The 15,197-nt window shown below is 62.5% G+C and carries 15 protein-coding genes; 8 read left to right on the forward strand and 7 right to left on the reverse strand.

Translation table 11 applies throughout. The features are described from left to right. Positions 1-13 precede the first annotated feature (13 nt). On the forward strand, positions 14-1,543 hold the full coding sequence (locus APH34_RS11970; RefSeq protein ID WP_054901270.1) for a PLP-dependent aminotransferase family protein: 1,530 nt from the start codon (positions 14-16) through the stop codon (positions 1,541-1,543). 28 nt (positions 1,544-1,571) lie between these two features. On the opposite strand, the gene APH34_RS11975 is transcribed toward APH34_RS11970, so the two are convergent. The 4 genes from APH34_RS11975 to aspA all read right to left on the reverse strand — a co-directional run bounded on the left by APH34_RS11975 (position 1,572) and on the right by aspA (position 6,420). Continuing rightward, on the reverse strand, positions 1,572-2,675 hold the full coding sequence (locus APH34_RS11975) for a polyamine ABC transporter substrate-binding protein (protein ID WP_054901271.1): 1,104 nt from the start codon (positions 2,673-2,675) through the stop codon (positions 1,572-1,574). A 2-nt stretch (positions 2,676-2,677) separates the two neighbouring features. Next, positions 2,678-3,718 carry a histone deacetylase family protein gene (locus tag APH34_RS11980; protein ID WP_054901272.1) on the reverse strand — a complete coding sequence of 347 codons (1,041 nt, stop codon included), beginning with the start codon at positions 3,716-3,718 and terminating at the stop codon, positions 2,678-2,680. A gap of 103 nt (positions 3,719-3,821) precedes the next feature. Then, a complete protein-coding gene (locus APH34_RS11985; protein ID WP_054901273.1) occupies positions 3,822-4,814 on the reverse strand; it encodes an AraC family transcriptional regulator in 993 nt (330 codons plus the stop codon). A gap of 181 nt (positions 4,815-4,995) precedes the next feature. Continuing rightward, the gene (gene aspA / locus APH34_RS11990) at positions 4,996-6,420 is read right to left on the reverse strand and encodes an aspartate ammonia-lyase (protein ID WP_054901349.1); all 1,425 of its coding nucleotides are present in this window, start codon (positions 6,418-6,420) and stop codon (positions 4,996-4,998) included. A gap of 181 nt (positions 6,421-6,601) precedes the next feature. Between aspA and APH34_RS11995 the strand changes: the two genes are divergently transcribed. Beyond that, positions 6,602-7,519, forward strand: coding sequence for a LysR substrate-binding domain-containing protein (locus tag APH34_RS11995; RefSeq protein WP_054901274.1), 918 nt, complete (start codon positions 6,602-6,604; stop codon positions 7,517-7,519). Here the strand turns inward: APH34_RS11995 and APH34_RS12000 are convergent. Next, a complete protein-coding gene (locus tag APH34_RS12000; RefSeq protein WP_256215612.1) occupies positions 7,511-8,434 on the reverse strand; it encodes a hypothetical protein in 924 nt (307 codons plus the stop codon). The two genes, APH34_RS11995 and APH34_RS12000, sit on opposite strands and share 9 nt — an antisense overlap. Between APH34_RS12000 and purE the strand changes: the two genes are divergently transcribed. The 4 genes from purE to APH34_RS12020 all read left to right on the forward strand — a co-directional run bounded on the left by purE (position 8,409) and on the right by APH34_RS12020 (position 10,916). Beyond that, positions 8,409-8,900: a 5-(carboxyamino)imidazole ribonucleotide mutase gene (gene purE / locus APH34_RS12005; RefSeq protein WP_003253304.1), complete on the forward strand. Its 492-nt coding sequence runs from the start codon at positions 8,409-8,411 to the stop codon at positions 8,898-8,900. The two genes, APH34_RS12000 and purE, sit on opposite strands and share 26 nt — an antisense overlap. A 10-nt stretch (positions 8,901-8,910) precedes the next feature. Beyond that, the gene (locus APH34_RS12010) at positions 8,911-9,993 is read left to right on the forward strand and encodes a 5-(carboxyamino)imidazole ribonucleotide synthase (RefSeq protein ID WP_054901276.1); all 1,083 of its coding nucleotides are present in this window, start codon (positions 8,911-8,913) and stop codon (positions 9,991-9,993) included. A gap of 97 nt (positions 9,994-10,090) precedes the next feature. Beyond that, positions 10,091-10,336 carry a GlsB/YeaQ/YmgE family stress response membrane protein gene (locus tag APH34_RS12015; RefSeq protein ID WP_010955824.1) on the forward strand — a complete coding sequence of 82 codons (246 nt, stop codon included), beginning with the start codon at positions 10,091-10,093 and terminating at the stop codon, positions 10,334-10,336. A 46-nt stretch (positions 10,337-10,382) separates the two neighbouring features. Beyond that, positions 10,383-10,916 (forward strand): DUF3299 domain-containing protein, encoded by a 534-nt coding sequence (locus APH34_RS12020; protein ID WP_054901277.1) that lies wholly within the window; start codon positions 10,383-10,385, stop codon positions 10,914-10,916. A 41-nt stretch (positions 10,917-10,957) separates the two neighbouring features. On the opposite strand, the gene APH34_RS12025 is transcribed toward APH34_RS12020, so the two are convergent. Together APH34_RS12025 and APH34_RS12030 are read right to left on the reverse strand one after the other, a co-directional pair. Beyond that, positions 10,958-11,854, reverse strand: a complete 897-nt coding sequence (locus APH34_RS12025) for a D-hexose-6-phosphate mutarotase (RefSeq protein ID WP_054901278.1) — start codon at positions 11,852-11,854, stop codon at positions 10,958-10,960. Between the two features lie 71 nt (positions 11,855-11,925). After that, positions 11,926-12,324, reverse strand: coding sequence for an acyl-CoA thioesterase (locus APH34_RS12030; protein WP_012274860.1), 399 nt, complete (start codon positions 12,322-12,324; stop codon positions 11,926-11,928). A 358-nt stretch (positions 12,325-12,682) separates the two neighbouring features. Between APH34_RS12030 and APH34_RS12035 the strand changes: the two genes are divergently transcribed. Both APH34_RS12035 and APH34_RS12040 read left to right on the forward strand, forming a co-directional pair. Continuing rightward, complete coding sequence (locus tag APH34_RS12035; protein ID WP_054901279.1) at positions 12,683-13,972, forward strand: MFS transporter; 1,290 nt, start codon at positions 12,683-12,685, stop codon at positions 13,970-13,972. Between the two features lie 190 nt (positions 13,973-14,162). Then, complete coding sequence (locus APH34_RS12040) at positions 14,163-15,161, forward strand: phosphate ABC transporter substrate-binding protein PstS (protein ID WP_054901280.1); 999 nt, start codon at positions 14,163-14,165, stop codon at positions 15,159-15,161. Positions 15,162-15,197: the final 36 nt, after the last annotated feature.

The raw sequence follows: 15,197 nt of genomic DNA on the forward strand, positions 1-15,197 counted from the left end.
CAGGTCCAATTTCATGAGCGAACGTCCCCTTGTACTGCCATTCGATCCTGCCGGGCTTGTGCTCGACCGTCGCAGGGGGCTCAGCCAGCAGCTCTACCAAGCCTTGCGTGCGCGGGTGTTGGACGGGCGCCTGAGCAGTGGCACGCGCCTGCCGGCCACCCGCGATTTGGCCAAGGTACTGGCGTTGTCCCGCAACAGCGTGGTGCGTGCGTACGATCAGCTGTACGCCGAGGGCTACATCGAAAGCCGGGTGGGCGATGGCACCTATGTGAGTCGCCTGCCAAAACTGTCCACACAACTATCCACAGGGTTATCCCTAGGCTTATCAACAGGGTTATCCACATTTTCATCAAAATATACTGAGAATTTATCCACCCCGGCGCGTTCCAGCGAGCCGCTCGAACGCCTGAAAAGTAACCACCTGCCGCCGCCAAAAAGTGGCGCACCGCGGGCTTTTCGAGTCGGAATTCCGGCCTTCGATCTGTTCCCGTTTGATGTCTGGGCCAAGCTGCAGGCGGGTTTCTGGCGCAAACCAGACCCTGCGCAACTCGGCTACGGCGACCCTGCAGGGGAGCAGGGGTTACGCGAGCTGATCGCCGCCTACCTGCGCCGCTCACGTGGCCTTTCGTGTACCGCTGAACAAATTGTGATCACCAGTGGTGCACAGCAGGCCATTAGCCTTTGTGCACAGCTGCTGCTGCAGCCTGGTGACGCTGTGGCTGTGGAAAACCCAGGTTACCGCGCTGCCGGGCACACCTTTGCCGTGGCAGGCGGCAAGGTCACGGGGGTAGCGGTGGACGAGGAGGGCATGGATTGCCAGCGCCTAGAGCAGGTGGCGGATTGTCGACTGGCCTATGTCACGCCTGCCCACCAATACCCTACCGGGGTCACCATGAGCCTGGCCCGGCGCCTTGCGTTGCTGGCGTGGGCCGAGCGCAACGAGGGCTGGATCATCGAGGACGATTACGATGGCGAGTACCGCTACAGCGGTGCGCCCTTGGCACCGTTGGCGGCGCTCGACCAGCAGGGACGGGTGTTGTATGTGGGCACCTTCGGCAAGGTCGCCTTCCCAGCCCTGCGCCTGGGCTATCTGGTGCTGCCACCGCGGTTGGTGCAAGCCTTCAGTCAGGGGCGTGCACTGGCGGTGAGGCATTCGGAAGTCGCCACGCAGTGCGTGATGGCGCAATTCATGGCGCAGGGGCACTTCCAGCGGCATATCCGCCGCATGCGCAAGGCGGCGCTGAGCCGGCGCAATGTGCTCAAGGCGGGGTGGCCGACGGAGGTTCCAGGACTAGGGGCGATGCCGGAGGTGGCAGCCGGGCTGCATGTGAAAGTGGATGTGGATAACTTTGCACGGGAGCAGGCGCTGGTGGCGGCGGCGGAGGCGGTCGGGGTCGAGGTCAACCCGTTGAGCAGTTACTGGCTGGAGGACAGCGAAGTGCCTGTGGATAAGCGGGCAGGGCTGGTGTTGGGGTTTGCGGCGGTGCCGGAGGGCGCGATTGCCGAAGCGTTGATGCGCTTGCGCAAGGCCTGGAGAAAGTAGGGGCTGCAGAGCAGCCCCAGGGTTCAGTTCAGGTCCCGGATTTGATTCGGGTCCACGCCCGTGTCCGCGCCCGTTCGGCGTCCCGTGGCAGCGGCTTGAGGGTGTACAGCGTGGCCATCGCTTCGGCCGTCGGGTACAGATTCGGGTTGTTGCGAATCGCCGGGTTCACCTTCTCGGTCGCATCCTTGTTCGGGTTCGGATAGCCGACGAAGTCGCTGATGGGCGCAATCACCTCAGGGCGCAGCAGGTAGTTGATGAAGGCATGGGCATCCTGGGGATTGGCCGCGTTTTTTGGAATCGCCAGCATGTCGAACCAGATCGGCGCACCCTCCTTGGGCAGGCGCATGTCCACCACCACCCCATTGTTGGCGTCGCGTGCGCGGTTGGCGGCCTGCGAGAAGCTGCCGCTGTAACCCACCGCCACGCAGATGTCGCCATTGGCGATGTCTGCCATGTACTTGGAGGAATGGAAGTAGGTGATGTAAGGGCGAATTTTCAGCAGCAGGGCTTCGGCTTTCTTGTAGTCCTCCGGCTTGTCGCTGTTAGGGTCCAGGCCCAGGTACTTCAGAGCCAGCGGTAGGATCTCCGACGGCGAGTCGAGTAGCGCCACGCCGCACTGCTTGAGCTTGGCGATGTTCTCTTCCTTGAAGATCAGGTCCCAGCTGTCCACAGGCGCGCTGTCGCCGAGCACCGCCTTGACCTTGTCCGGGTTGAAGCCGATCAGCACGGTGCCGTACATGTAAGGCACGGCGAACTTGTTGCCCGGGTCGTTGGCTTCGATCAGCTTCATCAGCGCCGGGTCCAGGTGCTGCCAGTTCGGCAGCTTGCTGCGGTCCAGCGGTTGGAACACCCCGGCCTCGATCTGCTTGGCCAGGAACACGTTGGACGGCACCACCACGTCATAGCCGGAGTTGCCGGTGAGCAGCTTGGCCTCCAACGCTTCGTTGGTGTCGAAGATGTCGTAGATCAGCTTGACGCCGCTGTCCTTCTGAAAGTCCGTCAAGGTCTGCGGGGTGATGTAGTCGAACCAGTTGTACACCCGCAGGGTGCGCTGTTCAGCCTGGGCGTGGAGGGCACCGGTGAACAGCGTGGCAGCGATGAGCGGGGCGAGCAGACGCTTGAGTCGGACCATGATCAGGCTCCTGGCTGGGCGCGCTGGAAGCCTTCCAGCACGTTGACCGCGTTGATACCGATTTCTTCCACAGCGTAGCCGCCTTCCATCACGAACAAGGTCGGCTTGCCCAGCTGGGCGATGCGCTTGCCCATTTCCAGGTAGTCCGGGCTGTCCAGCTTGAACTGCGAGATCGGGTCGTCCTTGAAGGTGTCCACGCCCAGGGAGATCACCAGCACGTCGGCATCGTAGCCGGCGATGCGCTGGCAGGCGTCTTCCAGAGCTGCGCTCCAGGCTGCCCAGTCACTGCCGGCTGGCAGCGGATAGTTGATGTTGCAGCCTTCGCCTGCCCCTTCACCGGTCTCGTCGGCGTACCCGAGGAAGAACGGGAATTCGGCCTGTGGGTCGCCGTGGATCGAAGCGAAGAACACGTCGTTGCGCTGGTAGAAGATGTCCTGGGTGCCGTTGCCGTGGTGGTAGTCGACATCGAGGATGGCGACCTTGCCATGGCCCTGGTCGAGGAAGGCCTGGGCGGCGATGGCGGCATTGTTCAGGTAGCAATAGCCACCCATGACTTCGGCGGCAGCATGGTGCCCTGGTGGGCGGCACAGGGCGAAGGCCGAATGGGCGCCTTGCTGGATTGCAGCCTGGGCCGTAAGGGCGACCTGCGCGGCACTGTAGGCAGCCTGCCAGGTGCCTGCCGTGATCGGGGCGCCGGCATCGAAGCTGTAATAGCCCAGCTCGCCGTGCAGGCCGGTCGGCTTGACCTGGCGCAGGGTACGGGCGGGCCAGGTGAAGGGCAGCAGGTCGCCCTCATGGCCCAGGGCGGCCCAGCGCTCCCAGGCGCCCTGGAAGAAGTCGAGGTAGTCGGCGCTGTGGATGCGCTGCAGCGGCGCTCGGCCGAAGTCGGTCGGGGCCCGGACCTCGCCGAGGTTGCGTTTTTTCACTTGCTCGAGCACATGGTCGGCGCGCGAGGGCATTTCGAAGCACGGCATCAGCTTGCCGTCGATCAGCTCGCAGCGGCCGTGGTGCAGGCGGTGATCATCGGAATAGATCGTCAGCATTTGTTGTTCTCCGGTGGTACTGGCGTGGCCTCATTTTCACGGGCTACGCGTAGGTGGAGAACGACGCAAACGGCCAAAAGGGGATCGATGTGGCCAGTACAGCTCAGCCGCGGAAATGGCTGGGCGCCACCCCGCTCCAACGCTGGAACGCATGGCGAAAGCTCGCCGTCTCACTGAACCCCAGTGTCTCGGCGATGCGGTAGATCGGCATCTGCTCATCGGCCAACAACTGCTTGGCCCGCTCGAAACGCAGTTCATCGAGCAGTTGCTGATAGCTGCTACCCAATGCCTGCAAGTGCCGGCGTAGCGTACGCGAGGAGCAGTTCATCTGCCGGGCCAGGCCTTCGAGCCCCGGGGCGGCATCCAGTTGCTGCAACAGAAGTTGGCGGATGCGCCCAAGCCAGGCCTGGCGGCCGGTAAATTCCAGGTTCAGGCGCCGGCAGCGTTCGCTCATGGCCTTGTGGGTAATCGGGTCGGCCAGCGGCAGCGGGGTGCTCAGCCAGCGCCGCTCGAAGGCGAATGCGTTGTCGGCAGCCCCGAAGCCAAGTGGGCACTGAAATGCACCGCTATAGCGCGCGTGATAATCGGGCCGGGCATGTTCGAAACGGGCGCCCAGCAGCGGCAAGGGCCTGCCCAGCAAATCGTCGCAGATGACTTTCAGCGAAACCAGGCAGAACTCGGCATTGAAAGCTGCCAGTGCGGGGCTGTCGTGGTATTCGCTGGCGCTGAACCAGACACGCTCGCCATCGTCGACCAGGCGCAGCTGGAAGACTGTTCCCAGCAGTGCCGGATACTGCAGTGCCAAACGCAGGGCGTCACCCAAAGTGGCACTGGAGAGCAGGGCGTAACCAAGCATGCCGTAGCACGACACATGCATGCGCTGGCCCAGTTCCAGGCCGATGTCCTCGCGCCGCGCCACGGCGTTGGCGCACACCTGCAGCTCTTGCTGGGTGGTGATGCGCGCATCGGCATGCCCCAGGTCTGCCGGGCCTATACCGCTGCCGGCCAGCAACGAGGTGGCCTCGCAACCGTCTTCCTGGAAGAGGTTGAGGATCAGCGAAACCGCGTTGAGGGTGGTCAGGTGGCTATGCAGCATGCTCGGTCATCCCGTGGGGCTGGGAGGCATTATGGAGCAAGTTGTGTGCCGGGAGCGTGCAGGCAAGGGCCTGCGGCAAAAAACGCGCGTAAAAAAAGGGCCCGGAGCGTGCGCTCGGGCCCTTGAAAGGTTGAGAGGTGTCTAGTCCCTCGACCTGGTGAGACTGTTTGCAGCGGCCGGGTTACGCCTTCAGCGGAACCAGGCGTGGAGCGATCATGTTTTCCGGACGCAGGATGTCATTGAGCATCGCTTCGTCCAGCAGCTGTTCCTCGCGCACCAGTTCCAGCACGCCGCGGCCGGTTTCCAGAGCGACGCGGGCGATACGGGTGGCGTTTTCGTAGCCGATGTACGGGTTCAGGGCGGTGACCAGGCCGATCGAGTGCTCGACCAGTTCACGGCAGCGCTGTTCGTTGGCAGTGATACCGACGATGCAGTGCTCGCGCAGCATGTCCATGGCGCGCTGGAGCAGGCGGATCGAGTCGAAGATCTTGTAGGCGATCAGCGGCTCCATCACGTTCAGCTGCAGCTGGCCACCTTCGGCGGCGACGGTCAGTGCCAGGTCGTTGCCCATGATGGCGAAGGCCACTTGGTTGACGGCTTCCGGGATAACCGGGTTGACCTTGCCTGGCATGATCGAGCTGCCGGGCTGGCGCGCTGGCAGGTTGATTTCGTTGATGCCGGTGCGTGGGCCGCTGGACAACAGGCGCAGGTCGTTGCAGATCTTCGACAGCTTGACGGCGGTACGCTTGAGCATGCCAGAGAACAGCACGAAGGCGCCCATGTCGGAGGTGGCTTCGATCAGGTCGGCAGCGGCGACCAGCGGCTGGCCGCTGATGGTGGCCAGACGCTGTACGGCCAGGGCCTGGTAGCCCGGGTCGGCGTTGATGCCGGTACCGATGGCGGTGCCGCCCAGGTTGATTTCGGTCAGCAGTTCCGGTGCCAGCGAGCGCAGGCGCTGCAGGTCTTCGGTCATGGTGGTGGCGAAGGCGCGGAATTCCTGACCCAGGGTCATCGGCACGGCGTCCTGCAGCTGGGTACGGCCCATCTTCAGTACGTGGTCGAATTCCTTGCCCTTGGCTGCGAAGGCCTGAATCAGGCTGTCGAGGCTGGCCAGCAGGGCGTCGTGGCCCAGCAGCAGGCCCAGGCGGATGGCAGTCGGGTAGGCGTCGTTGGTCGACTGCGCCATGTTCACGTCGTTGTTCGGGTGCAGGTACTGGTACTCACCCTTCTGGTGGCCCATGGCCTCCAGCGCGATGTTGGCGATGACTTCGTTGGCGTTCATGTTGGTAGAAGTACCAGCACCGCCCTGGATCATGTCCACCACGAACTGCTCGTGGAAGTCGCCTTTGATCAGTCGTCCGCACGCTGCGCTGATGGCGGCATGCTTGGCATCGCTCAGGTGCCCCAGCTCGCGGTTGGCGTCAGCAGCTGCCTGCTTGACCATCGCCAGGCCTACTACCAGTTTCGGGTAGTGCGACAGCGGAACACCGGAGAGGTGGAAGTTGTTGGCAGCGCGCAGGGTCTGGATGCCGTAGTAGGCATCGGCAGGGACTTCAAGGGTACCAAGCAGATCTTTTTCGACGCGGAACGATGCAGCGGAGGACATGATGGATATCATCTCGATTTTGACCCGGCACATGCCGGAATGGCGCTAATCCTAGGCCCGAAGAGGATTTTGCGGCCAATGCTGTTGCACGCTAACCTATGCACAAACGGCATAGTGTTTGATGTGACGCCAATTGACATTCGAGCGTGTTCCATTTTGGTGCGCGCTTTTGGAGTAGTGCATGAACCTTGAAAGCAAATGGCTTGAAGACTTCAGCGCGCTGGCCGCCACGCGCAGTTTTTCCCAGGCGGCGGAGCGGCGTTTCGTGACGCAGCCCGCCTTCAGTCGACGCATCCGCAGCCTGGAAGCCGCCTTGGGCCTGACGTTGGTGAATCGTTCCCGCACGCCAGTCGAACTGACGGCGGCGGGGCAGCTGTTTCTCGTCACTGCGCGCACGGTTGTCGACCAGTTGAGCGAAGTTCTGCGCCATTTGCACCATCTTGAGGGTGGGCAGGGGGAAGTGATTCAGGTCGCCGCAGCACACTCGTTGGCATCGGGCTTCTTCCCGCGCTGGGTTGCCCAATTGCGCAACGATGGCCTGAACATCGCCACGCGCCTGGTCGCTACCAACGTAGGCGATGCGGTGCATGCCCTGCGCGAGGGCGGTTGCGATCTGATGCTGGCCTTCTATGACCCGGATGCCGCTTTGCAGATGGACGCCGAGATCTTCCCGTCACTGCACATGGGCACCACCGAAATGCTGCCGGTATGTGCCGTGGGCGCCGATGGCAAGCCCATGTTCGACCTAGAGGGCGATGCCAGCGTGCCGTTGCTGGCCTATAGCGCAGGGGCCTTCCTCGGCCGCTCGGTAAGCCTGCTGCTGCGCCAGCGCAACCTGCGCTACACCACGGTCTACGAGACGGCCATGGCCGACAGCCTCAAGAGCATGGCGCTCGAAGGGATGGGGGTGGCGTGGGTGCCGCGCTTGTCGATGCGGGGTGAGCTGGAGCGCGGCGAGCTGGTGATTTGTGGCCCGAGCCAGTGGCATGTGCCACTTGAGATCCGCCTGTATCGCTGTGCGCTGGTGCGCAAGGCCAATGTCCGTTTGTTGTGGCGCAAGCTGGAAACGGCCGCGACACAGGGCGATGTGTCAGTTTGAGTTGTATTTCAGGTAATCACTGATGTTCGCTCGGTTCCTGTCGCTGTAGCGGTAGCAATGGGAGCGCGCCGGAACACGCGGATGGGTGTAGGTTTCGCATACCCAGCCATTGAACTTGAGTTCGGCGTCTTCGTGTGTGGCGGAAAGCATGTGGCCTATTTCATGGGCGACGCTGCTGTAGCTGCTCAGCGACGCAATGGCGGTGTTGTGCTTGAAGTGGGCCAGGCCTGCGAGGTAGTTCAGGCCGCTTTTGTCGTAGGGGTTTCGCGTCATCAGCAGGTGTTTGTTCAGGAAAGAGAACATCTGGTTGGAGGCCAGGTAGGCGATCTCCTGGGTGAAGGTGTCGAGTATCTGGCCGGAGGGCATGCTTTGGTAATCGATATCGGTGATTCCCTGCACGTTGCGCCGCATGACCACCTCGATCGGATGATGGGTAAAGTTGCGCATTTCATCGAGCCAGTGCTGGACGTAATCCGTGTTCAGTTGCTCCTCGCGCATATCGGCCAGGTCGTCGTGAAGATAAATCGTCACCACAAGTGATCTGGCCGCCAGCGCATTGGGCAGTTGCAGGCTGAACAAGAGGCTGAAAAGTAGTGCAAGGCGCACAGGTCTGAGCATGGCGAAGGTCCAGAAGCAGCGGAAGATGAAGGCGCGATCGTCACGGTTGTGACGCTGCTTCGGCAGTTGGAAAAAGTTGTCCCGCGAGACAGCTTGCCCTTTGATCCGACATGTGCTTATGGGGGTGGGCGGGCTGCCTTGAAATACGCTACAATCCCGCGCCTTCGGCCGACCCGGTCGATTCAGAATCCGTATGACAAGCCACGCCGGTCCACCTGCGTGGCTTGTTGCTTTTAGCGCGCCAGAAGGCGCTTGCAGGAGAGGCTCGACGATGAGTGCACTGGTTGGCGTGATCATGGGCTCCAAGTCCGATTGGTCCACCCTTAGCCACACCGCCGATATGCTGGAAAAACTCGGCATTCCCTATGAAGTGAAGGTGGTGTCCGCCCACCGCACCCCGGATCTGCTGTTCCAGTACGCTGAAGAGGCCGAAGGGCGTGGTATCGAGGTGATCATCGCCGGCGCCGGTGGCGCTGCCCACCTGCCAGGCATGTGTGCCGCCAAGACCCACCTGCCGGTGCTGGGCGTGCCAGTGCAGTCGTCGATGCTGTCGGGTGTCGACTCGCTGCTGTCGATCGTGCAGATGCCAGCCGGCGTACCGGTTGCCACGCTGGCCATCGGCCGCGCTGGCGCGGTCAATGCCGCACTGCTGTCGGCAAGCATCCTGGGCGCCAAGTACCCGCAGTACCATGCCGCGCTCAAGCAGTTCCGCACGGAACAGACCGACACCGTGCTGGATAACCCTGACCCACGCCAGGCTTGAGGCTGACCCCATGAAGATCGGTGTAATCGGTGGCGGCCAGCTGGGCCGCATGCTGGCTCTGGCGGGCACCCCGCTGGGCATGAACTTCGCTTTCCTCGACCCGGCCCCGGACGCCTGCGCATCCCCCTTGGGCGAACACCTGCGTGCCGACTACGGTGACCAGGAGCACCTGCGCCAACTGGCCGACCAGGTCGACCTGGTGACCTTCGAATTCGAAAGCGTCCCGGCCGAGACCGTGGCCTTCCTCTCGCAGTTCGTCCCGGTCTACCCGAGCGCCGAGGCGCTGCGTATCGCGCGCGATCGTCTGTTCGAGAAGAGCATGTTCCGCGACCTGGGCATCCCGACCCCAGCCTTCGCCGATATCCTTTCCCAGGAAGGTCTCGATGCCGCGGTGGCCAGCATCGGCCTGCCGGCCGTGCTCAAGACCCGCACCCTGGGTTACGACGGCAAGGGCCAGAAGGTTCTGCGCACGGCCGAAGACGTGGCAGGCACCTTTGCCGAACTCGGCAGCGTGCCGTGCCTGCTGGAAGGCTTTGTGCCGTTCACCGGCGAGGTGTCGTTGGTAGCCGTGCGTGCTCGCAACGGCGAGACGCGCTTCTACCCGCTGGTGCACAACACCCACGAGAGCGGCATCCTGCGCCTGTCGGTCGCCAGCGATGCGCACCCGCTGCAAGCACTGGCCGAGGACTATGTTGGCCGTGTGCTCAAGCAACTCGACTATGTCGGTGTGATGGCCTTCGAGTTCTTCGAAGTCGACGGTGGCCTGAAGGCCAACGAAATCGCTCCGCGTGTGCACAACTCCGGGCACTGGACCATCGAAGGTGCCGAGTGCAGCCAGTTCGAGAACCACCTGCGGGCCATCGCCGGCCTGCCGCTGGGCTCGACGGCCAAGGTCGGTGAGAGCGCCATGCTCAACTTCATCGGCCAAGTGCCTGCGGTGGACAAGGTCGTGGCTATCGACGACTGCCACCTGCACCACTATGGCAAGGCTTTCAAGGCCGGGCGCAAGGTCGGCCATGCCACCCTGCGGTGCCAGGACATGGCTACCCTGCGTGGCAAAATTGCCGAAGTAGAGGCGCTGATCAGCAACTGATCGAACTTCTGCCAGCGGCTGGCCCTCTGAACATGGCAACAAGCCAAAGCGCTGTCTAGGCTTTGGCTTGCTCTATCTTCACTGCAGAGGGATTGCCATGGGTATCATCGGAACCATCTTCATCGGCCTCATCGTCGGCCTGCTGGCCCGCTTCATCAAACCGGGCGACGACAGCATGGGCTGGATCATGACCATCCTGCTGGGCATTGCCGGCTCCCTGCTCGCCACTTACGGCGGCCAGGCACTGGGGATCTACCAGGCTGGCCAAGCGGCGGGCTTCTTCGGCGCGCTGGTGGGTGCAGTGGTGCTGCTGGTGATCTACGGATTCATCAAGAAACGCTGAATACTGGTTAGAATGCCGGCAATTCATCCGAGTTGCCGAGCATTTCATGCGTGCTTTTTTCCTTCTTCCCCTGCTGCTGGCCAGCACCCTGGCCCATGCCGAACTGCCTGAGACCGACTGGCTCGAACTGATGCCCAAGTCGGACCAGAAGGCCCTCGAGCAGATGCCCGAAATCGATCACAACTCGCCGGAGGCGTTGGGCACCTTTACCGCCAAGGGCGGGCTGAAACAAAGCAAGGGCCTGCCAGCGGTGATGTATTCGACCAAGACCGTGGCGGCCATGAACGGCAAGCAGATCCGCCTGGGCGGTTACCCGGTGCCGCTGGAGAGCGACGCCAAAGGCAACAGCACCTTGTTCTTCCTGGTGCCCTACCCAGGCGCCTGCATCCACGTGCCGCCACCGCCACCGAACCAACTGGTGCTGGTGCGCTATCCGAAGGGGCTGAAAATCGACGACATCTACACGCCGCTGTGGGTCAGTGGGACGTTGAAGGTGGAGAAGGTCAGCAACGATCTGGCCGATGCAGCCTACGCGCTGGATGCCGGGAAGGTGAGGGTGGTGGAGGATGCTGACCTGTAAGGCCTGTGCCGGCTCTGTCGCCGGCAAAGGCGTGGAAGGTTTCAGATCACGCCACTGCCAATGCTGACCGTGAGCACGCTGCATGCCCCAGGCTGCAACTCCACCACATCGTTCCAGACATTCGCCGTTTCAATGCACAGCATCCGCTGCCAGCCATCATCGGCCATGTCGGGCAGCTCCCGGGCCCGGTCGGTCCATGGGTTCCAGATCACCGCCGAACGTGAACCGCCGCTGCTCAGGGTAATGCGCCGGTTCCAGTGCGGGTCAACGATGCTCAACCGTTCGGGCGTGTTCAGGTAGATGCGATCCGTCTCTGCGGTGAACGTCAGTGCGCCCTGCTGTTGGCGCTGCTCCCAGTCAGCCAAGGTCTCGATGTAATTCAGCCCTTCGACGCCTTCGACCCGCACCTGGCGCACATCGCTGACGGCGAAGTAATTGTGCAAGGCCTGGCTTATCGTCACTGGGCTGTTGCCCCTGTTGCGGCTTATCAGGCTCAGCTCAAGCGCGTCACCCATCACTGCCGACAATTTCAGTTCGACGTCATGCGGCCAGTCTGGCAGTTCGCCCTGAGCCTCTGGCAGCTCGAACTCGATGCGCAGCGTGTTGCCGGCCTCCTCGATGCCCAGCAATTGCCAGTCACGTGTGCGGGCCAACCCATGGGCGGGGGCCTGCTTGCCTCGGTACATGCCCTGGACGGCTGCGGGGTTACGCTGCAGATTGCCAAACCATGGCCAGCACACTGGCACACCCGCGCGCACCGACTTGCCCTTGGTGAAGATGGCCTGGTCGCTCAGCCACAGCAGTGGCGGTTCGCCGACACGCTGGTAGCTGAGGATCTGCGCACCCTGCTGGGCAATCAGTAGTTCGGCGCGGTCGCTGGTGATGCGCCAGCAGTTGAGTTCGCCGTGAAGCTCGGTCTCGACCTTGAAAGTAGCCATTGCGCTCGTCTCATTGTTTGCCTGTGGGCCTTCGACCCGGCGGCCTGCAATGAGTTTACCGTGCGTGTGGCTCAGCGACGAGGCACCGAGCGGGTACGGCCGCTGCCATCGATGGCGACGAAGACGAACGCCGCTTCGGTGACCTTGCGCCATTCGCTGGACAGCGGGTCGTCGCTCCACACCTCGACCATCATCTGGATCGAGCTGCGGCCGATTTCCAGCGTCTGGGTGTAGAACGACAGTTGCGCGCCTACGGCCACCGGCACCAGAAAGGCCATGCGGTCGATGGCTACCGTGGCCACGCGACCACCGGCGACGCGGCTGGCCATGGCCGTACCGGCCAGGTCCATCTGGGCCACCAGCCAGCCGCCGAAGATGTCGCCGAAACCGTTGGTTTCGCGGGGCAATGCAGTGATCTGCAAGGCCAGGTCGCCTTGCGGGATAGGATCTTCTTGTTCGAGCTCAATCATGCGGTGGGGCCTCTGACCCGTGACGCTTTCGTTGGTGTGGCGCAAAGGCCGGGTAAACGATTCAGCTGGAAACATACTACGCCAATTTCGTTTCGCTGGACGGCCATAGGGAAACTCTGCGAAACCGTCTGACTTAAAGACCGGCGTTTTCGCACAACATCCCACGTCGGGAGCAACCTTTTCCTACGAACGGCCAGTATATATAGCCAAACGCCCAGCGACGACCGCGCATTCATGAATATCTGTATGGATTTTGTATCGCTTTCAGCACGGCTCGGCAATTTGCTATCTTCGCCTGTCCCCAATCCAGAAGCCGCGTGCCAAGCGGCCTGCATGCCCTACAAGAGAAGAATGAGCGATGACCTCCGTGCCGAGCAGTATCGAGCAGCCCTCGCGGCCGCTGACCCGCAGTGACTACAAGACCCTTTCACTGTCCGCCCTTGGCGGAGCCCTGGAGTTCTACGACTTCATCATCTTCGTGTTTTTCGCCACGGTGGTCGGCAAACTGTTCTTCCCGCCGGATATGCCCGAGTGGCTACGCCTGATGCAAACCTTCGGTATCTTCGCCGCTGGCTACCTGGCTCGGCCGCTGGGCGGCATCGTCATGGCGCATTTCGGTGACCTGCTGGGGCGCAAGAAGATGTTCACCCTGAGCATCTTCATGATGGCCCTGCCCACGCTGATCATGGGCCTGCTGCCGACCTATGCACAGATCGGCCTGTGGGCTCCTATCCTGTTACTGCTGATGCGGGTGATCCAGGGGGCGGCAATCGGAGGTGAAGTGCCGGGGGCCTGGGTGTTCGTCTCTGAACATGTGCCAGCGCGCAACACCGGCTACGCCTGTGGCACGCTGACCGCCGGCCTGACGGCGGGCATTCTGCTCGGCTCGCTGGTGGCGACCCTGATCAACAGCGTCTACAGCGTAGAAGAGGTTGCCGACTACGCCTGGCGTATCCCGTTCCTGCTCGGGGGGGTGTTCGGCCTGTTCTCGGTGTACCTGCGCCGCTGGCTGCACGAAACCCCGGTCTTCGCCGAAATGCAGGAGCGCAAGGCGCTGGCTGAAGAATTGCCGCTGCGCGCGGTGCTGCGCGATCACCGCGGCCCGATCATTCTGTCGATGCTGCTCACCTGGATGCTCTCGGCGGGCATCGTCGTGGTCATCCTCATGACCCCTGCGCTGCTGCAAAGCATTTACCACATCAGCCCCACCGACTCGCTGAAGGCCAACAGCCTGGCGATCGTGCTGCTGAGCTTCGGCTGCATCGGTGCTGGCAGCCTGGCTGACCGCTTTGGTGCCGGGCGCGTGTTCCTGATCGGTAGCCTGCTGTTGCTGGTGTCGTCCTGGACCTTCTACCACAGCCTGCCGACCCACCCGCAGCTGCTGTTCCCGCTGTATGCCATCACTGGGCTGTGCGTGGGCGTGATCGGTGCCGTGCCCTATGTGATGGTCAAGGCCTTCCCGGCCGTGGTGCGGTTCAGTGGCCTGTCGTTCTCCTACAACGTCGCTTACGCCATCTTTGGTGGATTGACGCCGATGGTGGTCACGGCGCTGCTGAAGGTCAGCCCGATGGCGCCGGCCTACTACGTCGCAGGGTTGTGCGCCGTTGGTCTGATCGTGGGCGTTTATCTGCTGGCCAACAAACGCTGATCAACCGGCTGCGCCGGCCCTTTCGCGCACGCCTCCTACCGCGCCAGCAACATTTTGAAAGGCCATCCTGGGCACCCAGTGATGGCCTTTCATCCAATTGTCACATTGGAGTCATATCGTGTTCATGCGGCCTGCAGATACTTGGGCCCGATCCATCCAACACCCCCAATATTCCTGCTAGGAGCAAGGCATGAAACTGAAGCGTTTGATGGCGGCCCTCACCTTTGCCGCCGCTGGCGTTGCAACCGCCAACGCGGTAGCCGCCGTCGACCCTGCGATCCCGACCTACACCAAGACCACCGGTGTTTCGGGCAACCTCTCCAGCGTCGGTTCCGACACCCTCGCGAACCTCATGACCCTGTGGGCCGAGGCCTACAAGAAGGAATATCCGAACGTAAACATCCAGATCCAGGCTGCCGGTTCCTCCACTGCGCCACCCGCGCTGACCGAAGGCACCGCCAACCTCGGCCCAATGAGCCGCAAGATGAAGGACGTCGAGCTGCAGGCGTTCGAGCAGAAGTACGGCTACAAGCCGACTGCCATCCCGGTCGCCGTCGACGCCCTGGCCGTGTTCGTGCACAAGGACAACCCGATCAAAGGCCTGACCATGGCCCAGGTCGATGCAATCTTCTCGTCCACCCGCCTGTGCGGTGGCAAAGCCGACGTCAAAACCTGGGGCGACCTGGGCGTGACCGGCGACCTGGCCAACAAGCCGGTGCAGCTGTTCGGCCGTAACTCGGTATCGGGCACCTACGGCTACTTCAAGGAAGAAGCCCTGTGCAAAGGCGACTTCAAGGCCAACGTCAACGAACAACCTGGCTCGGCTTCGGTCGTGCAGTCGATCAGCTCCTCGCTGAACGGCATCGGCTACTCGGGCATCGGTTACAAGACCGCAAGCGTCAAGACCGTAGCCCTGGCCAAGAAAGAAGGCGGCGAGTTCATCGAGGACAACGAAACCAACGCTCTGAACGGTTCGTACCCGCTGTCGCGCTTCCTCTACGTCTACGTCAACAAGGCACCGAACAAGCCTCTGGCCCCGCTGGAAGCCGAGTTCGTCAAGCTGGTCCTGTCGCAGGCTGGCCAGCAGGTCGTGGTGAAGGATGGTTACATCCCACTGCCGGCCAAAGTGGTCGACAAGACCCTGGCTGACCTGGGCCTGTCCCACGCCGGTAACGTTGCAAAGAAGTAAGTAACTGAGGAAGAGGCCGGTGCCGATGCCCGGCCT

Source organism: Pseudomonas sp. NBRC 111131 (genome assembly GCF_001320525.1).
GTDB classification, from domain to species: domain Bacteria; phylum Pseudomonadota; class Gammaproteobacteria; order Pseudomonadales; family Pseudomonadaceae; genus Aquipseudomonas; species Aquipseudomonas ceruminis.

Coding starts and splice junctions, on each gene's coding strand:
- APH34_RS11970 (WP_054901270.1), top strand. CDS start 14: ATGAGCGAACGTCCCCTTGTACTGCCATTCGATCCTGCCGGGCTTGTG.
- APH34_RS11975 (WP_054901271.1), bottom strand. CDS start 2,675: ATGGTCCGACTCAAGCGTCTGCTCGCCCCGCTCATCGCTGCCACGCTG.
- APH34_RS11980 (WP_054901272.1), bottom strand. CDS start 3,718: ATGCTGACGATCTATTCCGATGATCACCGCCTGCACCACGGCCGCTGC.
- APH34_RS11985 (WP_054901273.1), bottom strand. CDS start 4,814: ATGCTGCATAGCCACCTGACCACCCTCAACGCGGTTTCGCTGATCCTC.
- aspA (WP_054901349.1), bottom strand. CDS start 6,420: ATGTCCTCCGCTGCATCGTTCCGCGTCGAAAAAGATCTGCTTGGTACC.
- APH34_RS11995 (WP_054901274.1), top strand. CDS start 6,602: ATGAACCTTGAAAGCAAATGGCTTGAAGACTTCAGCGCGCTGGCCGCC.
- purE (WP_003253304.1), top strand. CDS start 8,409: ATGAGTGCACTGGTTGGCGTGATCATGGGCTCCAAGTCCGATTGGTCC.
- APH34_RS12000 (WP_256215612.1), bottom strand. CDS start 8,434: ATGATCACGCCAACCAGTGCACTCATCGTCGAGCCTCTCCTGCAAGCG.
- APH34_RS12010 (WP_054901276.1), top strand. CDS start 8,911: ATGAAGATCGGTGTAATCGGTGGCGGCCAGCTGGGCCGCATGCTGGCT.
- APH34_RS12015 (WP_010955824.1), top strand. CDS start 10,091: ATGGGTATCATCGGAACCATCTTCATCGGCCTCATCGTCGGCCTGCTG.
- APH34_RS12020 (WP_054901277.1), top strand. CDS start 10,383: ATGCGTGCTTTTTTCCTTCTTCCCCTGCTGCTGGCCAGCACCCTGGCC.
- APH34_RS12025 (WP_054901278.1), bottom strand. CDS start 11,854: ATGGCTACTTTCAAGGTCGAGACCGAGCTTCACGGCGAACTCAACTGC.
- APH34_RS12030 (WP_012274860.1), bottom strand. CDS start 12,324: ATGATTGAGCTCGAACAAGAAGATCCTATCCCGCAAGGCGACCTGGCC.
- APH34_RS12035 (WP_054901279.1), top strand. CDS start 12,683: ATGACCTCCGTGCCGAGCAGTATCGAGCAGCCCTCGCGGCCGCTGACC.
- APH34_RS12040 (WP_054901280.1), top strand. CDS start 14,163: ATGAAACTGAAGCGTTTGATGGCGGCCCTCACCTTTGCCGCCGCTGGC.